Source organism: Streptomyces sp. NPDC021225 (assembly GCF_044332865.1).
Classification (GTDB): domain Bacteria; phylum Actinomycetota; class Actinomycetes; order Streptomycetales; family Streptomycetaceae; genus Streptomyces.
In genome coordinates this window covers 206,213-224,045 of the sequence record NZ_JBIRPV010000013.1, presented here as the reverse complement: position 1 = coordinate 224,045, position 17,833 = coordinate 206,213, and the positions used below count along the sequence as shown (strand labels likewise).

Here is a 17,833-nt window from a genome sequence, read left to right as displayed (position 1 = left end):
CCTCCTGGGGATGGGGATGCGACAGGGGGTGGTGCGCGGGGCGGCTCAGCCCTTGCCCGAGCCGATGGTGAGGCCGCTGATGAACTGGCGCTGGAGCGCGAAGTAGACCAGCAGGGTGGGGATCGCGGTCAGCAGGGCGCCGGCCGCGATCAGGTTCGGGTTGGTGAAGTACTGGCCCTGGAGGTTGGCCAGCGCCGAGGTGATGGGCCGCTTGTCGCCGGTCTCGATGAGGGTGAGCGGCCAGAAGAAGTCGTTGTAGATCCAGATCGACTCCAGCGTCGCCAGCGCGGCGAAGGCCGGGCGGCACAGCGGCAGGATGACCTGGAAGAACTGGCGCCACACCTGCGCGCCGTCGACGACGGCGGCCTCGGAGATCTCCTTGGGGATCGTCTTCATGTAGTTGCTGAGGACGAACGTGCAGAAGCCGCACTGGTAGGCGATGTGGATGGCGATGACGCCCCAGGCCGAGTTGTACAGCAGCAGGGAGTCGCTCATCCACGGGGGCAGCGGGATCAGCAGGTACAGCCGGTACAGCGGGGTGATGAGCACCTGGGCGGGCAGCAGGTTGCCCGCGGTGAACAGCATCAGCAGCGCCAGGTTGAAGCGGAAGCCGAAACGGGAGACGAAGAAGGCGACGGCCGCGGAGAACAGCAGGGTGCCCAGCACCGAAGGGACGGTGATGAGGAGCGAGTTGAGGAGGAAGTGCGGCATGCCGGACTGGGTCCAGGCGTCGGCGTAGTTCTCCAGGCTGACGCCGTGCGGCCAGGAGAAGTAGCCGTGGCGGGCGGTGTCGCCGTACGACCTGAAGGACGTGTAGACGGCCCAGAGCAGCGGGATCAGCCACAGCAGCGAGACACCCGCGAGCAGCAGGTGGCGGCCGGTGTCGCGGCGGGGGCGCGTCGGCCCCGCCGGTCCGGGGCGGCGGGCCGCCGGCGCCCGGGTGGAGCGTCGCTCCGCGGTGGTGGTCACCGGTCCTCCTTGCGGAAGGTCTGGACGAGGAACGTGCCGATCGCGGCCAGGGAGACCAGCAGGAGGACGACCGCGAGCGCGGACCCGTAACCGACCTGGCCCGACTCGCCGATGATGTTGTCCGTGATCAGCAGGGACAGCAGTTCCATGCCCGGTTTGCTGCCGACGCCGCCGCCGAGGACGTAGACGATGTCGAAGGCGCGCAGCGACTCGATCACCGTCACGACCAGGATGATGATGTTGACCGGTTTCAGCGCCGGGAAGATGACGCGCAGGAAGGTCTGGCGGCCGTTGGCCCCGTCCAGCGCCGCGGCCTCCTTCAGCGCCGGGTCGAAGCTCTTCAGGCCGGCCAGGTAGAGGATCATGATGTAGCCGGTGTGCCGCCAGCCGGAGGCGACCAGGACGGCCCACAGGTTCAGGTCGGGGTCGCCGAGCCAGTCGATGTGGTGACCGGCGCCGGCCGCCCCGAGGGCGCTGTTCAGCAGTCCGGTGTCGGGGTTGTAGATGATCTCCCAGATGAACCCCACGACGGCCAGGGACAGCACCATCGGCAGGAAGATCGCGGTCTGGTAGATCCTGGTGAAGCGGATCTTCTTGTCGAGCTGGTAGGCGAGGAAGATGCCGAACGGGGTCGGCAGCAGCGCGGTGAACAGCAGCCAGATCACGTTGTGCCGCACGGCCGGCCAGAACGGCGGGTAGTTGGTGAAGATCTGGTGGTAGTTGTCGAACCCGGTCCAGCGGATGTCACCGAGGTCGATGCCGTCCCAGCTGGTGAAGGACAGCGCCACCGAGGCGAGCGCGGGGAGCCAGACGAAGACCAGCAGGGCGAGGACCGGGATGCCGATGACCGCGGTCAGAAACAGGCGGTCACCGGTGCTCAGGCGGCCGGGCCGGTGCGGGGCGGAGGGCGGAGAGGACACAGTGGGGGCCTTTCCGGTCCTGGTCAGACCGTGAAGAAACGCGCGCGCTGCGACTCGATCTTCTTCAGCGTGTCGGCGCCGTCGTCGGGGTGGCCGAGCCACTGGATCAGTCCGGGCAGCAGGACGGTGGAGACGAACCCGGGGTCGCTGTCGCGGTCGGCGAACTGGCTGATGTGCCGGGCCGAGCCGATGAGCTGGGCGGACTTCTTCTGGAGCGCGTTGTACGAGGACGTGTCCGCCTTCTCGTTGACCGCGAGGTTGCTCGGGTCGACGTCCATGTACTGCTGCTCGGCCCGGGCACTGCCCAGGAACTCCAGGAACTTCCGCGCGCCGTCCGCGTTCTTGGGCCGGCGGCTGAGCATGAACCCGTCGGTGGGCGCCTCGACGGCGTCCTGGCCGTGCGCGGCGTCGATCTCGGGGAAGGGGAAGAAGTCGATGTCGCCGCGTATCTTCTGGTCGGTGATCTGCTGGCCGACGAACAGACCGATGACGGCCATGCCGGACTTCTTGTCGAGCAGGGACTGTGCCGCGTCCTGCCAGGACCGGCCGCCGGCACTGCTCTGGTAGTAGGGGGTCAGCTCGCGCCAGAGGTCGAGGATGCGGGCGGTGCGCTTGTCGGTCCAGGAGACCTGGCCGCGCATCAGCTGCATGTGGAAGTCGTAGCCGTTGGCGCGCAGGTTCAGGTAGTCGAAGGCGCCGAGGACGGACCAGCTGTCGCCGCCGCCGTAGCCGGAGGCGATCGGGGACAGGCCGTCCCGCTTCATCCGCTTGGCCAGGGCGATGAACTCGTCCCACGTGCGCGGGACCTGGTATCCGCGCTCCTCGAAGAGGCTGCGGCGGTAGAACACGGCCCACGGGTAGTTGTACAGCGGCACGAAGTAGTACTTGCCGTCCTCGCCGCGGCACAGCTGCTTGGTCGCCTCGCTGAAGCCGCCGCCGATCGTCTCCCAGACGTCGTCGATCGGGCTGCACAGCTTTTTCTTGGCGAAGTGCTGCATGCGGTAGCCGGCGAACCAGGTGAAGACGTCGTCCGGGGTGCCCTGGAGGTAGCTGGTGATGCTCTTCTGGAAGGTGTCGTGGTCGACGGAGTTCGTCTTCACCTTCAGGCCGGAGTCCTTGGTGAAAGCCGAGGTCAGCGCCGCATAGGCGGACTTGGGCGTGGCGTCGGCGCCGTTGGAGCCGAAGGTGACCGTCTTGGGGTCGGCCCCGGCCCCTCCACCGCAGGCGGTGAGGACCGGTGCCGCCAGGGCGGCCGCCCCGACGCCGAGCATGCTGCCGACGACTCTGCGGCGGCCGGGACCACGCGCAGCCAGGGGAGTGCGGCTCTGCTGCGTCATTGTTGCTCCTCGTGCGTGTCAGTTCGGGTCTGCTGTGATGAAGGACTGGATCGCGGTGGCGGCAGCGCCGCGTGCCCACTCCTCGAAGGGCAGCGGGCGGGTGCGGACGTCGCACCGGGCGGCGGAGCCGAAGGCCGCCGCGGTGAAGGCTTCGCGGATCTGCTCGGCGAACAGGTCGTAGGCGGCCAGCCCCTCGCCGGAGATGATCACGCGTTCGGGGCCGAGCAGGTTGGCCACCGTGGCGATGCCCCGGCCGATCGCCTCTCCCGCCTTCGCGTAGACGGCGCGGGCGCCGGCGTCACCCCGGTGGGCCAGTTCGATGGCTTCGGCGATGTCGGCGACCTTGAGGCCGGTCACCTCACAGACCTGGGCGACGATCGCCGAGTCCGCCGCGATCGCCTCCACACAGCCGCGGTTGCCGCAGCGGCAGGGCGGGCCGGCCGGGTCCACCGTGACGTGGCCGATCTCGCCCGCGACGCCGTGGGCGCCGGCGACGACACGGCCGTGCACCACCAGACCGCAGCCGATGCCGGCGCCGACGGTGACGACGGCGAAGTCGGACAGCCCCACGCCCTCGCCGAACCACTGCTCGGCCACGGTGAGGGCGCGTACGTCGTTGTCCACGGTGGTCGGCAGCCCACAGGTCATTTCGGCGAGTTCGGCCAGCCGCAGGTCGCGCCACTCCAGGAACGGCGAGTAGCGCACGGTCCCCTCGGCCCGGTCCACGTCGCCGGAGACGGCGATGCCGAGCCCCAGGACCCGCACCCCGAAACCGTCGGCCTCGGTCAGCAGCTCCTGCACCAGCTCCGCCGCCACGGCCAGCACCTGCCCCGGCTCCCGGCCGCGCAGCGGGACGCGGCGGGCGACGCGGATGCGGCAGCACAGGTCGGCGAGCACCCCGATGATCTCGTCGCCGGTCACCTTCAGACCGATGAACAGGGCCCGCCCGCCGTCGACCCGCACGAGGTTCGCCGGGCGGCCGAGCGCCGGGCGCGCCTCGTCGTTGGCGTCCTCCAGCAGATAGCCGGCCTCCAGCAGCGGGCGGACGGCCTTGGTCACGGCGGCCGGGGAGAGCCCGGCCCGCCGGGCCACCTCCAGCCGGGTGAGGGGGCCATGGGACAGGACCGTGGTGAAGGTCTGGGAGGCGGCCGGCGTGTTGACCGGGAACGCCTCGACACGGGAGGTCGACGACATGGCCGGGAACCTATGACCCATAATTTCTGCTGTCAATAAAAGAAACAGAACTCCTTCGGCGACCGACACTTGGCAGGTGGCGCCTTCGAAAGTCTGGTGATCACGAGTGGGTTGACACCCTATTGAAGGAAGCGCTTGGCTCTGCTGAGCATTTGCTGACCCTCTGATCGTGAGGTTCCATGCCGCTCATCCACCGCTCCCCGGACACCGGCGTCTGGCTGCTGACCACCCCGCGCACGTCCTACGCACTGCGGATCGACGACAGCGGCGCGCCCTGCCACCTCGCCTGGGGACCCCGGCTGACCACGACGGAGGCGGACACGCTGGCCGTGCCCACCGGGGACCCGCCGAGCAGCTTCGAGGGCCGGCCCCCGGTGGGCGAGGAGCTGCCGGTCGACGGCGGCACCCGCTACGGCCCACCGTCGCTCCAGGTACGCCACCCCGACGGCACCCGCGGTTTCGAATGGCAGCCCACGGGACACCACGTCCTGACCGACGTGCCCGGCAGCGCCGAACTCGTGCTGGAGTTCCGCGACCGGCACGGTCCGCTGCGGGTCGCGCTGCACTACCGGGTCCGCGACGACACCGACGTGATCGAACGCTGGACCGTGCTGCACAACACCGGGCACGAACCCCTGGAGCTGCTGCGGGCCGACTCCGCCGCCTGGACCTTGCCGCCCCTGCCCGGCTACCGGCTGAGCCACGTCACCGGCCAGTGGTCGGCCGAGACCCAACTGCGCCGCGAGCCGCTGCCGTTCGGCGAGACCGTGCTGACCAGCCGGCGCGGCATCACCAGCCACCACACCAACCCCTGGATCATGCTCGACGGCGGGACGGCCACCGAGGACCACGGCCCGGTGTGGAGCGCCGTCCTCGCCTGGAGCGGCAGCTGGCGCGTCACCGCGCAGCGCACCCCGGACGGCCGTACCGGCCTCACGGGCGGCGTCGGTCACGACGGGACGTGCGTGCCGCTCGCGCCGGGGGAGGAGTTCACCACCCCCGTCTTCGCCGGCCTCTACGGCGAGGGCGGCTTCGGAGCGACGAGCCGCGCCTGGCACGCCTACATCCGGACCCATGTCCTGCCGCACCCCGCCGAACCGGCCCCCGTGCTGTACAACTCCTGGGAGGCCACCGGCTTCGACGTCGACGAGGCCGGCCAGAAGGCGCTGGCCGAGCGCGCCGCGCGGATCGGTGTCGAGCTGTACGTCGTGGACGACGGCTGGTTCGGCGCCCGCCGCAGCGACCGGGCGGGCCTCGGCGACTGGTCCCCGGCGCCCGACCGGTTCCCGGCCGGCCTCGGCCCGCTCGCACAGGCGGTGCACGACCTCGGCATGCGGTTCGGCGTCTGGGTCGAGCCGGAGATGGTCAACCCCGACAGCGACCTGTACCGCGCGCACCCGGACTGGGTGCTGCATGTGCCGGGCCGCGAGCGCACCGAGCTGCGCAACCAGCTCGTGCTCAACTTCGCCCGCGACGACGTCGCCGACTGGGCGCACGACTGGCTGACCCGGCTCGTCGCCGACCACGGCGTCGACTTCCTCAAGTGGGACATGAATCGCGCCTTCGGCGAGGCGGGCTGGCCCGGCCGCCGCGACGGCAACGACCGGCTGTGGACCCGGTACGTCACCAACCTCTACGGCGTCCTCGACCGGCTCCGCGCCGCCCACCCGCACCTGCGCATCGAGACCTGTAGCGGTGGCGGGGGACGCGTCGACCTGGGCATCCTCGCCCGCACCGACCAGGCGTGGGTGTCCGACAACACCGACGCGGTGGACCGCCTGGTCATCCAGCACGGGTTCAGCCAGGTCTACCCGGCGCGGGTGATGTCCGCGTGGGTGACCGACGTGCCCAACCAGCTCACCGGCCACTCGGTGCCGCTGCGCTTCCGCTTCCACGTCGCCATGGCCGGCCTGCTCGGCATCGGCGGCGACCTGACCCGCTGGTCGGAGGAGGAACTCGCCGAGTCGGCCGAGCTGGTGGCGGCCTACAAGAAGGTCCGCCACCTCGTCCAGCGGGGCCGCCAGTACCGGCTCACCGAGCCGCTCGGCGAAGGGCCCACGGCCGTGCAGTACCTCGCCGACGACGCTTCGGAGCTGCTGCTGCTCGGCTACCGGCGCAGCCCGCGGTACGGCACCCCTCGCCTCCCCGTCCTCCTCCGCGACCTGGTGCCCGGCGCCCGCTACCGCGACACCGTGACCGGCACGGTCCACCACGCGACCGTGCTGACGCGGTACGGCCTCGACCTCCATCTGCCGTCGGGCGGCTGGGCGAGCACGGCACTGCATCTGGTGCGGGTGCCGGACGAGGCGACTGGCCTCTAGGGCAGGCCTACGGCCTGGCCGAGGGCGGCGGCGGACCGTGTGAAGAACTCGTCGCGCGCCTCGACGATGCCGTTGAACTGGCCGAAGAGCTCAAAGCTGACCAGGCCGAACAACTGCGCCCAGGCCGCGATGAACCCCGCGAGTGCCGTGTCGGGCAGGTCGGTTCCCAGAGTCCGGGCCAGGGCCCGGGCGTCGGCCCGCACCGCCTCGGGCACCTCGGCCTCCCCGGGGACGCGCAGAGCACCCGCGGCGTGGGCCTCGCCCACGATGGCGAGCAGGGCCAGGCCCACGCGGGAGGCGGGCACGACCGTGGTCTGGGGCGCGGAGTAGCCGGGCACCGGGGAGCCGTAGATGAGGGCGTACTCGTGCGGATGGGCCAGCGCCCACTCCCGTACGGCCCGGCACACCGCGCCCCACCGCTCGATGGGCTCCTGGGCGTCCGCCTTCGCGAGGGCCTGCTCGGCGGCCGCGCCGAGGGTGTCGTACGCGTCCACGATGAGGGCGGTCAGCAGGTCGTCGCGGCTCGGGAAGTAGCGGTAGAGGGCGGACGAGACCATGCCGAGCTCGCGGGCGACGGCGCGCAGCGACAGCTTGGCCGCGCCCTCCCGGGCCAGCTGGCGGCGCGCCTCTTCCTTGATGGCGGCGGTGACTTCGGTACGGGCCCGTTCCCTGGCCCCTCGGATCGCGCTCATGGGAGCCAGTGTCTCACCGGATGGAGCACCGGCCAATAACGAGAGCAGTGCTCTTGCAGCAGCGCACCGGTTCGTGCACACTGATCTCAAGCGAGAGCAGTGCTCTCACGCGAGAACACGGGAGGACACCATGCCGGAGCACCACATCAAGCCCAGCCGGTTCGACGGCGCCATGAACGCCACCATCGCCTGGCTCGCCCGGCGCGGAGTGAGCTTCTTCGGCACCGCCGAGCTGTCCGTCGTCGGCCGGAAGTCCGGCGAGTGGCGGCGTGTGCCGGTCAATCCGCTGTCGCTCGACGGCGAGCGCTACCTGGTCTCACCGCGCGGCGCCTCCCAGTGGGTGCGCAACATACGTGCGGCGGGCGGCGGCCGGCTGCGGCTCGGGCGCCGCACTCACGCCTTCACCGCCACCGAGCTGCCGGAGGGCGCGGAGAAGACCGAGGCGCTGCGCGCCTACCTCGACCGCTGGGGCTGGGAGGTGAAGAGCTTCTTCGACGGGGTGACCGCGAAGTCCTCGGACGACGAGCTGGCGCGGATCTCCCCGCTGCACCCGGTCTTCCGCGTCACCGTCACGGACGGCGCCAACACGGACGGCGCCGCCACAGACAGCGCCGTCACCGCCGCCGGGGCCCCGGCCGCCGGGGCATGAGCCTCCGGCGGCGGGTCCGCCGCGGCGCTATCCGCGGTCGAACGCGGTCAGCGCCCGCCGCGCCGCCGGATGGCTGCGAACGATCTCGGCCAGCGTGGTCGTCCCGCGGGTGATCTTCGTGAACGCCCGCCAGGCCGGCCGGAAGCCGGTGAGCGCCGCGTGGAACATCCCGGGGCGGCGCGCGAACACCGTGTACAGCCGCCGCCCGACCCCCATCTCCACGCCGAGGCCCGCCTTGATCGCGAAGGCGTAGTTCAGCGCCTGACGGCGGGCGTCGACCGCGTCGTGCGCCTCGGCGATCCGCACCGCCCACTCCCCCGCGAGCCGCCCCGAGCGCAGCGCGAAGGAGATGCCCTCGCGGGTCCACGGCTCCAGCAGCCCCGCCGCGTCCCCGCACACCAGCACCCGGCCGCGGGAGAGCGGCGAGTCGTCGGAGCGGCAGCGGGTCAGATGCCCCGAGGAGACGCTCGGCTCGAACCCGGCGAGCCCGAGCCGGGCGATGAAGTCCTCGAGATAGCGCTTCGTCCCGGCGCCCTCACCACGGGCCGAGATCACCCCCACCGTCAGGGTGTCGCCCTTGGGGAAGACCCAGCCGTAACTGCCCGGCAGCGGCCCCCAGTCGATGAGCACCCGGCCCGACCAGTCCTCGGCCACGGTCGGCGGCACCGGGATCTCCGCCTCGAGACCGAGGTCGACCTGGTCGAGCTTGACCCCGACATGGGCGCCTATCCGGCTGGCGCTGCCGTCCGCGCCGACCACGGCCCGGGCCAGCACGGTCTCGCCGTCCGCGAGCACCACGGCCACGGTGCGCCGGTCGGGCACGGACGGGCCGTGCTGCTCGACCCGCGCCACCGCGGTGCCGGTGCGCACCCGGGCGCCCGCGTCCTTGGCGGCCTCGACCAGACCGGCGTCGAACTCGGGCCGGTTGATCAGGCCGAACAGGGCCTGCTTGGAGCGGCGGGTGCGGGTCAGCCTGCCGTTCAGCGAAAACGTCACGGCATGCACGCGCTCGCGCAGCGGCAGCTCGAAGCCGGGCGGCAGCGCATCGCGCGTGGGTCCGATGATGCCCCCGCCGCAGGTCTTGTAGCGCGGCAGCTCGGCCTTCTCCAGCAACAGCACCCGACGGCCCGCGCAAGCGGCGGCATAGGCGGCGGAGGCACCCGCCGGACCCGCCCCCACCACGACGACGTCCCAAACCGACTCGTCCGCTGGCTCTGCCGGGGAGGCCCCGTTCCGGGCCGCGTTGTCGCTGCTCACGTGTGCTTCCGCTCCCACTCGACCGACCTGATCGCCCTGCGCCGCCACTGCCGCGGGCCACCGTCGCATCCTACGGCTCACCTGGGAGTGACCCCGCTGTGGGATGATCGGCAGCACATCATCAAGCCGTACAGTCGTACATTCGTGCCATCGCGCGCATCCCACAGGAGCGTCCTCACATGGAGCAGGCACCTCACGCCCGGTCCGAAGGCCCGGCGGCCACCGCCCCGGCCGACCGCCGGGCCCTCGCCGCCACCGTCGCCGCGCTACAACCCCGCGCCAGGACAGAACTGGCCGAGCTCGTGGCCTTCAAGTCGGTCGCGGACCCCGCGCAGTTCCCCAGGAGCGAGTGCGAGGCCGCCGCGGCGTGGGTCGCCGACGCGCTGCGCGCCGAGGGCTTCACGGATGTGGCGCTGCTGGACACGCCCGACGGCACCCAGTCCGTCTACGGTCTGCTGCCCGGCCCGGCCGGGGCCCCGACGGTGCTCCTCTACGCGCACTACGACGTCCAGCCGCCGCTGGACGAGGCCGCGTGGATCTCGCCACCCTTCGAACTGACCGAGCGCGACGGGCGCTGGTACGGGCGCGGCGCCGCCGACTGCAAAGGTGGCTTGATCATGCACCTCACCGCGCTGCGCGCGCTCAAGCAGCACGGCGGGGTCCCGGTGAACGTGAAGGTCATCGTGGAGGGCTCGGAGGAACAGGGCACCGGCGGCCTGGAGCGGTACGCGGAGGCGCACCCCGAGCTGCTGGCCGCCGACGCGATCGTCATCGGCGACACCGGCAACTTCCGCGTCGGGCTGCCGACGGTCACCGCCACGCTGCGCGGCATGACGCTGCTGCGGATCCAGGTGGACACCCTGGAGGGCAATCTGCACTCCGGCCAGTTCGGCGGCGCCGCCCCCGACGCGCTCGCCGCGCTGATCCGCATCCTGAACTCGCTGCGGGCCGAGGACGGCACCACGACCGTGGCCGGCCTGGCGGCGGACGAGACCTGGGACGGACTCCAGTACCCGGAAGAGGACTTCCGCAGGGACGCCAAGGTGCTGGACGGGGTCGAGCTGATCGGCACCGGCACGGTCGCCGACCGCATCTGGGCCCGCCCCGCGGTCACCGTCCTGGGCATCGACTCCCCTCCGGTCGTCGGCGCCACCCCGTCGGTGCAGGCGAGCGCGCGGGCGGCGGTGAGCCTGCGGGTGCCGCCCGGCGTGGACGCGGGCCGGGCGACCGAGCTGCTGACCGCCCATCTGGAGGCCGCCGCGCCTTGGGGCGCGCGGGTCTCCGTCGAGCAGGTCGGCCAGGGCCAGCCGTTCCGCGCGGACACCTCGAGCCCGGCGTACGCGGCGATGCGGCGCGCTCTGGGCGAGGCGTACGACGGGCAGGAGATGGCGATCGCGGGCGCGGGCGGCTCGATTCCGCTGTGCAACACGCTCGCCGCGCTGTACCCGGAGGCGGAGATCCTGCTGATCGGGCTGAGCGAGCCGGACGCGCAGATCCACGCCGTCAACGAGAGCGTCTCGCCGGAGGAGTTGGAGCGGCTCTCGCTCGCGGAGACGCTGTTCCTGCGGGCGTACGCGGCAGAGGCTGCCGGGGCTTGACGAGACCGCGCCGCGGCACGACGCGGTAGCCCCGGCGCTCCCGTGGCACCCCGAGTCGGGCGTCTCCTGAGCCGACGTCACGGCCCCGCGCGGCGGGGCGCGCCCGCCGGCGCCGACAGACCGGGCCGGGCCAGGCCGGGTCACGCGACTGAGTCGTGCCCGCCCGGCCCGGCGTGCCGACGCCCGCGCCCGGCCCCTGCCGCGGTCGGCCACGGCCCGGCGCCGGGCCGGAACCGGGCACGGTGCCACTGAGCTGGGCGCCGCGCCCGTGCCCGGGCGCTCAGCCCGCCGGGGTGCCCGCCTCCAGATACAGAGGGCGCCCCTGCTCGCGCGCCCGCAGGGCCCACCGCAGTCGGCTGAGCCGTACCGGAGGCAACAGCTCCGCCGCCTCGTCCTCCGTGACGAAGCGCCAGCCGCGCAGTTCGGAGGCCGGGAGCAGTACGTCCCGGGCCGCCTCGGTGGTCAGCCGCCCGCCGTCGAAGAGCAGCCGCAGGCCGCCGTAGCCGGGTGGACAGGGCTGTTCCCAGTCGATGACCAGCAGCCGCAGCGGCTCGGTCGGCCGCAGGCCGAGCTCCTCGACCACTTCCCGGACGCCGGCGTGGGTGGGCGGCTCGCCGGACTCCACGACCCCGCCGGGGAACTCCCAGCCGGGCTTGTACGTGGGGTCGACGAGCAGCACCCGGTCGTCCTCGTCGAACAGCAGGACCCCGGCCGCCACGGTCTCGGCCCTGGGCTCCGGGGTCTGCACGATGTCGCAGCCGCCGGCGCCCTCGCGGACGGCGTCGGCGATGTGCTCGGCGGTCCGCCAAGGAGTGAGCCCGGTGGTGTCCACGACATACGCGTCGTCGACGAGCCAGGTCAGGGCCGAGCGGTAGGGCGCGAGGTGGTCCAGGCACCAGCGGCGGACGGACTCGATGGCGTCCGCGTCGCCAGGGACGGCCTCGCGCTCCGCTATTCGTTCGCGCAGTATCGTTTCGTCGGTGTGCAGCAGCACATGCCGTACGGGGATGCGACGAGCCGCGAAGCCGCCGAAGATCTCATCGCGGTACTCCTGTCTCAGGACTGTCATCGGCACCACGAGCGGGCCACCGGTCTCGGCGATCAGCGCCGCGCCGGTATCCACGACCAGCCGCCGCCAGGACGGCAGGTCCTGATAGTCGGACACCTCATCGAGGCGCTTGCGCGGCAGCATCATCCGCAGGCCGTCGCCGACCAGCGCCGGATCGTAGAACGTGCTGCCGGGCAAGAAGTCCACCAACTCGCGGGCCACGGTGGTCTTACCCGCGCCGAACGCACCGTTCAGCCAGACGATCACATTTCCCCCTATTCCATCGCCCCCTGTCAGTTGCCCGCATCACCCAGTCGCGAAAACGCGCGGGGGCCGGGGAGCTCCGGATCGCGCCGCCGCCGGGGCGGCGGCGCGGGTTCCGCGGACCGTGGCGCAAGCCCTCAGCGGGCCCTCATTGGGCCCTCATTGGATGACCTTCAGCCCTTGCTCGCGCCGAGCGTGAGACCCGCGATGAAGTGGCGCTGGAGGAGCAGAAAGACCAGCACGGTGGGCAGTGCCACGATGACCGAGCCCGCAGCGAGCAGGTTGTAGTCCGTGAAAAACTGCCCGCGCAGATTGTTGAGCGCGGAAGTGACGGGAAGCTTGTCACCGTCCGAGATGAAGACGAGGCCCCACAGGAAGTCGTTGTACATCCAGGTGAACTGGAGCGTGCCGAGCGCCGCCAGCGCCGGGCGGCACAGCGGCAGGGTGATCCGCCAGTACTGGGTCCACACCCCGGCGCCGTCCACCACCGCCGCCTCCAGAATCTCCAGCGGCAGGGTGCGCATGAAGTTTGCCAGGACGAAGACGCAGAAGCCGACCTGAAAGGCGATCTGGACGGCGATCACCGCCCAGTAGGAGTCGTACAGCGTCATCGAGTCCGACATCCGGTACGGCAGGTCGATCTTGGTGAAGAGCACATACAGCGGGGTGACGATCACCTGCTGCGGCAGCAGGTTCCCGGCCGTGAACACCATCAGCAGGACCAGCCCGCCGCGCATCTTCAGCCGGGAGACGGCGAAGGCGACAAAGGAGGCGAAGAACAGCGTCAGCAGCACCCCGGGCACCGCGATGATGAGCGAGTTGACAAAGTACTTGCTCATCCCCGAGTCGGTGAAGGCCTGCTTGTAGTAGTCGAACGACAGATGGCGGGGCAGCGAGAAATAGCCGTACTCGGAGGTCTCCTCGTAGGGGCGCAGCGAGGCGTAGACGGCCAGCAGCAGCGGGGCCAGGAAGGCGAGCGAGACGGTCATCAGGAAGGCGTGCAGCCCGAGGCGAGCGGGGCGCGTCCGGCGGCGCGCGCCCCGCTCGGGCGTCGCCGGGACGGGGTTCCGCGCGGGTGCGGTCCGGGTGCCCGTGGTCATCCCCTTGCTCATCGTTTTCTCTCCCCTCGCAACTCCTGGACCAGGTAGGTCACGATGAATCCCAGGGACACGGCGAGCAGGACGACGGCGATCGCGGACCCGAAGCCGATGCGGCTGGCCTCGCCGATGATGTTGTCCGTGACGAGCACGGAGAGCAGTTCGAGGCCGTTGCGGCCGTGGTTGATGGCGTAGACGATGTCGAAGGCGCGCAGCGCCTCGATGACCGTGATGACGCCGACGATGACGTTGACCGGCCGCAGCGTGGGCAGCACGACCCGGAAGAAGGTCTGCCGCTCGTTGGCCCCGTCGAGGGCCGCGGCCTCCTTGAGCGAGGAGTCCACGGACTTCAGCCCCGCCAGGTAGAGGATCATCACATACCCGGTGTGCCGCCAGGCGGCGGCCAGCAGCACCACCCAGATGTTGAGGTCGGGGTCGCCGAGCCAGTCCACCGGGTCGTCGCCGTTGCCGAGGATGGCGTTGAGCACCCCTTGGTCGCGGGAGAAGACCAGCTGGGCGATGAAGCCGACGATGGCCAGCGACAGCACCACCGGCATGTAGAGGGTGGACTGGTAGAAGCGGCTGAACCGGACGCCCCGGTCGAGGAGTACGGCCAGCAGCAGCCCGAAGGGGGTCGCGACGAAGCCCAGAACGGCCAGCCACAGCAGGTTGTTGCGGGCCGCCGGCCAGAAGGGCGGATAGTCGGTGAACAGAGTGCGGTAGTTGTCGACGCCGACCCAGCGGAGGTCGCCGATCCCGTCCCAGCTGGTGAAGGACAGTCCGATGGAGGCGAGGGTCGGGCCCCAGACGAGGGTGAGGTCGAGCAGTACGGGTATGCCCAGCAGCACGCCGATGACGGCGAGGTCGCGGGTGGTGAACTTCCGCGGGCCCCGCCGCCTGGCACGCCGCGCGCTGGTGAACGGCACGGCGGGGTCTCCTAGTCGCTGGTGAAGATGGTCTTCTTCTGGGACTCGATGCTCTTCGTCAGGGAGTCGATGTCGTCCGGGTTGTTGATGAACTGCTGGATGGCCCGGATCATCACCTGGGACGCGAAGTCGGGGCGGGTGTCGCGGTCCATGAACTGCGAGATCTGCTTGGCGCCGGCCACCATCTGCACGGCCTTCTTCTGGAGCGCGTTGTACGAGGAAGTGGACGCGCCGTCGTTGACCGCGATGTTGTTGGGGTCCCGCTTGAGATAGATCTCCTCGGCGGCGGGGGTGGCGAGGTACTTCAGCAGCTCCTTGCCCTCCTTCTGCCGCTTGGACTTCTTGGACAGCAGGAAGCCGTCGATCGGCGCCTCGACCGCGTCCTGGCCGTAGGCGGAGTCGATCTCGGGGAAGGCGAAGAAGTCGAGGTCGTCCCGGTCGGCCTCGGGGAACTGCTGGCCGGGGTGCGGAAGGCCGAAGACGGCCATGCCCGACTTCTTCTGCGCCAGGCTCTGCGCGGCCTCCTGCCAGGTGCGCCCGTTGGCCCCCTTCTGGTGGTACGGCATCAGACCGCGCCACAGGTCGAAGACGTGCTTCACCCTGGGATCGGTCCAGGATTCCTTGCCGCCCATCAGGGAGATGTGGAAGTCGTAGCCGTTGGCCCGCATATTGAGGTAGTCGAAGGTGCCCATGGCGGGCCAGCCGTCCTTGTCGCCGAAGGCGATCGCGTCCAGGCCGTCCTTGTCCATCCGCTTGGCGAGCGCGCGGTACTCGTCGAAGGTCTTGGGGACCTCGTAGCCATGCTGCTGGAAAACGCTCTTCCGGTAGAAGACCGCCCAGGGGTAGTAGTAGTACGGCACGAAGTACTGCTTGCCGTCCTTGCCGGTGGACTGCTGCTTGAGCGCGTCGGAGAACCCGTCGAAGCCCTTCCAGAGGTCGCTGATCTCGCCGAGCAGCCCCTGCTGGGCGAAGAACTGCATGCGATAGCCCGCGAACCACATGAAGACATCGTCCGGGGTGCCCTTCAGATACCGGTTGATGTTCTCCTGGAAGGACTCGTGGTTGACGGTGTTGACCTTGACCTTCTTGTCCGACTTCTTCTCGTAGGCCTTGAACACCTCGTCGAACGCCTTGCGCGGCACGGCGTCCGAGGCGTTGGAACCGATCTTCACCTCGTTGCCGGGGCCGCCGCCGCAGGCGGTGAGCAGTGTCGGGAGGGTGATCGCGCCGGCTCCGACCATGGTGCCCCGGAGCAGAGAGCGACGGGAGATCCGATGTTCTGACGATGACTGTGCCATGTGCCCCTCCAAGGAGGTTCAATCAAACACAACCGAACGCGAGTGAGTGGATCTCACCCGTCGGGCGGGGCTCAGTCAAGAGTTATGACGAGATATCGAACAACCGTTATCGGTTCTCTTCCAACAGACTCCAACACGGTCTACCGTAAACGACCGCGAGTTACGTGATTTGACGCAGCGTCACCCCGTCGAGAACGGAGGAACCGCATCATGCGCCATCTCTTTTCCCCTGTCATCCGCCGAAGAATCATCGGAGGAGTGGCCGCCGCACTGCTCGGAGCCACCGGGGCGGCCGGGCTGACCGTCCCGGCCGCCGCCCAGCCCGCCGGGGCCGTGGCGGACACGCCGACGGCCGGGTCCGCGCCGGGCGACCCGCTCGCCCTCACACCCCCGATGGGCTTCAACAACTGGAACTCCACCCACTGCCGGGCCGAGTTCAACGAGACGATGGTCAAGGACATCGCCGACATCTTCGTCACCAAGGGGCTGAAGGAGGCCGGATACCAGTACGTCAATCTCGACGACTGCTGGGCGCTGCCCCAGCGCGACGCGGACGGCAAGCTGGTCCCGGACCCCGTGCGCTTCCCGAACGGCATCAGGGCCGTCGCCGACTATGTGCACTCCAAGGGGCTGAAGTTCGGGATCTACACCAGCGCCGGCACCAAGACCTGCAACAGCGCGGGGTTCCCGGGCGCGCTGGGCCATGAGCGGTCGGACGCCCAGCAGTTCGCCGACTGGGGCGTGGACTACCTCAAGTACGACAACTGCAATAACCAAGGCGTGGACGCGAAACAGCGCTATCTCGCCATGCGCGACGCGCTCCGCGCGACCGGCCGTCCCATCGTCTACAGCATCTGCGAATGGGGCCAGAACAAGCCATGGGAGTGGGCCGGCGACATGGGCCAGCTCTGGCGCACCACCGGCGACATCAGCGACAGCTGGGGCAGCATGCTGTCCATCGCCAAGCAGAACCTCCCGCTCGCCCCGTACGCCGGGCCCGGCCGCTGGAACGACCCCGACATGCTGGAGGTCGGCAACGGCGGCATGACGCCCACCGAGTACCGCAGCCACTTCTCCCTCTGGTCGATCATGGCGGCGCCGCTGCTCATCGGCTCCGACCTGCGCAAGGCCACCCCCGAGACCTACGAGATCCTCGGCAACCGCGAGGTCATCGCCGTCGACCAGGACCGGCTGGGCAAGCAGGGCGCGGTGCTCTCCTCCGGGGGCGGGGGTTGGGTCATCGTCAAGGAGCTCGCGGGCGGGGACCGGGCGGTCGCGCTCTTCAACGAGACCGACCGGCCCCGGCACATCGCCACCACGGCCGAGGCGATCGGCCTGCCGAAGGCCGACGGGTACCAGCTGCGCGACCTGTGGCAGCACCGCAGCTACAACACCGCGGGTGAGGTGGCGGCCACCGTCCCGGCCCATGGCACCGCGCTGTACCGGGTCTCGGCCGACCGGCGCTGGGCCGCCCACCCGCCCGCCGTGGAACTGGGCACCGACGCGGCCGCGCTGACCGAGGCCGGAAACACCGCCGAGGTCACCACCACCGTCACCGGCCTCGGCCGCACCCCGGCCCGCCGGGTCTCGGTCCGCCTCACCGGCCCCGACGGCTGGCGCGTGGAGGCCGCCTCCCCGACCGACGCCGACGCGCTGACCACCGGCCGGAAACTGACCACGCGCTGGCGGGTCACCGCCCCCGCCGCCACCCCGGTCGGCGCCTACGAGCTGAAGGTCTCGGCGGCCTATCGCTCCCCGCAGGGCACCCGGGCCACGGCGGAGCTGCCGACGCCGGTCCATGTGGTGGTGGCGCCGCCCTCCGGGACCTCCTACGCGAGCGATCTGCCCTGGCTGAGCGCGGTCAACGGCTGGGGTCCGGTGGAGAAGGACACCAGCGTGGGCGAGAACGCGGCGGGTGACGGACATCCGATCACCATCGGCGGCACCGTCCACGCCAAGGGCCTGGGGGTGCATGCGCCGAGCGAGGTGACGTACTACACCGGCGGCCGGTGCACCAGGTTCACGGCCCAGGTCGGCGTGGACGACGAGGAGGAGGCCGCCGGGACGGTCGCCTTCGAGGTCTGGGCGGACGGCGAGAAGGTCGCCTCGACGGGGACGCTGACCAACGCCGACCCGGCCACGGCCGTCACGGCCGACCTCGGCGACGCCACCACGGTCCGGCTCGTGACCACCGACGCCGGGGACGGCATCACCAGCGACCACGGCGACTGGGCGGACGCGGCCTTCAGCTGCTGAGGCCTGA

General features: G+C 70.8%; 14 protein-coding genes. 4 read left to right on the top strand and 10 right to left on the bottom strand.

Annotated elements, in window-relative coordinates:
* Positions 1 to 45: 45 nt before the first annotated feature.
* Genes ACH4S9_RS38985 through ACH4S9_RS38970 form a run of 4 tightly spaced genes read right to left on the bottom strand, consistent with a single transcriptional unit; the run spans position 46 to position 4,420 of the window.
* Positions 46 to 969 carry a carbohydrate ABC transporter permease gene (locus tag ACH4S9_RS38985; protein WP_311726791.1) on the bottom strand — a complete coding sequence of 308 codons (924 nt, stop codon included), beginning with the start codon at positions 967 to 969 and terminating at the stop codon, positions 46 to 48.
* Positions 966 to 1,889, bottom strand: coding sequence for a sugar ABC transporter permease (locus tag ACH4S9_RS38980; protein ID WP_311726792.1), 924 nt, complete (start codon positions 1,887 to 1,889; stop codon positions 966 to 968). Before ACH4S9_RS38980 ends, ACH4S9_RS38985 begins: the two co-directional genes overlap by 4 nt.
* Positions 1,890 to 1,912: 23 nt before the next feature.
* Positions 1,913 to 3,226: an ABC transporter substrate-binding protein gene (locus tag ACH4S9_RS38975; RefSeq protein ID WP_398376428.1), complete on the bottom strand. Its 1,314-nt coding sequence runs from the start codon at positions 3,224 to 3,226 to the stop codon at positions 1,913 to 1,915.
* A gap of 18 nt (positions 3,227 to 3,244) precedes the next feature.
* Positions 3,245 to 4,420 carry an ROK family transcriptional regulator gene (locus ACH4S9_RS38970; RefSeq protein WP_311726794.1) on the bottom strand — a complete coding sequence of 392 codons (1,176 nt, stop codon included), beginning with the start codon at positions 4,418 to 4,420 and terminating at the stop codon, positions 3,245 to 3,247.
* Between the two features lie 179 nt (positions 4,421 to 4,599).
* Here ACH4S9_RS38970 and ACH4S9_RS38965 point away from each other — a divergent pair, with 179 nt between their 5' ends.
* Positions 4,600 to 6,741 (top strand): alpha-galactosidase, encoded by a 2,142-nt coding sequence (locus ACH4S9_RS38965; RefSeq protein ID WP_398376426.1) that lies wholly within the window; start codon positions 4,600 to 4,602, stop codon positions 6,739 to 6,741.
* On the opposite strand, the gene ACH4S9_RS38960 is transcribed toward ACH4S9_RS38965, so the two are convergent.
* Entirely contained in the window at positions 6,738 to 7,433 is a 696-nt protein-coding gene (locus tag ACH4S9_RS38960) for a TetR/AcrR family transcriptional regulator (RefSeq protein WP_398376422.1), read from the bottom strand. The two genes, ACH4S9_RS38965 and ACH4S9_RS38960, sit on opposite strands and share 4 nt — an antisense overlap.
* Positions 7,434 to 7,563: 130 nt before the next feature.
* Between ACH4S9_RS38960 and ACH4S9_RS38955 the strand changes: the two genes are divergently transcribed.
* Positions 7,564 to 8,082 (top strand): nitroreductase family deazaflavin-dependent oxidoreductase, encoded by a 519-nt coding sequence (locus tag ACH4S9_RS38955; RefSeq protein WP_398376420.1) that lies wholly within the window; start codon positions 7,564 to 7,566, stop codon positions 8,080 to 8,082.
* Positions 8,083 to 8,109: 27 nt separating this feature from the next.
* Here the strand turns inward: ACH4S9_RS38955 and ACH4S9_RS38950 are convergent, their stop codons facing one another.
* Entirely contained in the window at positions 8,110 to 9,339 is a 1,230-nt protein-coding gene (locus ACH4S9_RS38950; protein ID WP_311726798.1) for a geranylgeranyl reductase family protein, read from the bottom strand.
* A 179-nt stretch (positions 9,340 to 9,518) separates the two neighbouring features.
* Between ACH4S9_RS38950 and ACH4S9_RS38945 the strand changes: the two genes are divergently transcribed.
* Complete coding sequence (locus ACH4S9_RS38945; RefSeq protein ID WP_398376418.1) at positions 9,519 to 10,937, top strand: dipeptidase; 1,419 nt, start codon at positions 9,519 to 9,521, stop codon at positions 10,935 to 10,937.
* A 280-nt stretch (positions 10,938 to 11,217) separates the two neighbouring features.
* Here ACH4S9_RS38945 and ACH4S9_RS38940 read toward each other — a convergent pair whose 3' ends face one another.
* From ACH4S9_RS38940 to ACH4S9_RS38925, 4 genes are all read right to left on the bottom strand, one after another.
* Positions 11,218 to 12,252 carry an NUDIX domain-containing protein gene (locus ACH4S9_RS38940; protein WP_398376416.1) on the bottom strand — a complete coding sequence of 345 codons (1,035 nt, stop codon included), beginning with the start codon at positions 12,250 to 12,252 and terminating at the stop codon, positions 11,218 to 11,220.
* Between the two features lie 170 nt (positions 12,253 to 12,422).
* A complete protein-coding gene (locus ACH4S9_RS38935) occupies positions 12,423 to 13,361 on the bottom strand; it encodes a carbohydrate ABC transporter permease (RefSeq protein ID WP_385344505.1) in 939 nt (312 codons plus the stop codon).
* Positions 13,358 to 14,272, bottom strand: a complete 915-nt coding sequence (locus tag ACH4S9_RS38930; RefSeq protein WP_311726801.1) for a sugar ABC transporter permease — start codon at positions 14,270 to 14,272, stop codon at positions 13,358 to 13,360. The genes ACH4S9_RS38935 and ACH4S9_RS38930 overlap by 4 nt, the downstream gene beginning before the upstream one ends.
* Positions 14,273 to 14,283: 11 nt before the next feature.
* Complete coding sequence (locus ACH4S9_RS38925; protein WP_398376413.1) at positions 14,284 to 15,570, bottom strand: ABC transporter substrate-binding protein; 1,287 nt, start codon at positions 15,568 to 15,570, stop codon at positions 14,284 to 14,286.
* Between the two features lie 210 nt (positions 15,571 to 15,780).
* On the opposite strand from ACH4S9_RS38925, the gene ACH4S9_RS38920 reads away from it, so the two are divergent.
* Positions 15,781 to 17,826 (top strand): NPCBM/NEW2 domain-containing protein, encoded by a 2,046-nt coding sequence (locus ACH4S9_RS38920; protein ID WP_398376411.1) that lies wholly within the window; start codon positions 15,781 to 15,783, stop codon positions 17,824 to 17,826.
* Positions 17,827 to 17,833 lie beyond the last annotated feature (7 nt).

Coding starts and splice junctions, on each gene's coding strand:
- ACH4S9_RS38925 (WP_398376413.1), bottom strand. CDS start 15,570: ATGGCACAGTCATCGTCAGAACATCGGATCTCCCGTCGCTCTCTGCTC.
- ACH4S9_RS38965 (WP_398376426.1), top strand. CDS start 4,600: ATGCCGCTCATCCACCGCTCCCCGGACACCGGCGTCTGGCTGCTGACC.
- ACH4S9_RS38945 (WP_398376418.1), top strand. CDS start 9,519: ATGGAGCAGGCACCTCACGCCCGGTCCGAAGGCCCGGCGGCCACCGCC.
- ACH4S9_RS38960 (WP_398376422.1), bottom strand. CDS start 7,433: ATGAGCGCGATCCGAGGGGCCAGGGAACGGGCCCGTACCGAAGTCACC.
- ACH4S9_RS38970 (WP_311726794.1), bottom strand. CDS start 4,420: ATGTCGTCGACCTCCCGTGTCGAGGCGTTCCCGGTCAACACGCCGGCC.
- ACH4S9_RS38935 (WP_385344505.1), bottom strand. CDS start 13,361: ATGAGCAAGGGGATGACCACGGGCACCCGGACCGCACCCGCGCGGAAC.
- ACH4S9_RS38955 (WP_398376420.1), top strand. CDS start 7,564: ATGCCGGAGCACCACATCAAGCCCAGCCGGTTCGACGGCGCCATGAAC.
- ACH4S9_RS38975 (WP_398376428.1), bottom strand. CDS start 3,226: ATGACGCAGCAGAGCCGCACTCCCCTGGCTGCGCGTGGTCCCGGCCGC.
- ACH4S9_RS38920 (WP_398376411.1), top strand. CDS start 15,781: ATGCGCCATCTCTTTTCCCCTGTCATCCGCCGAAGAATCATCGGAGGA.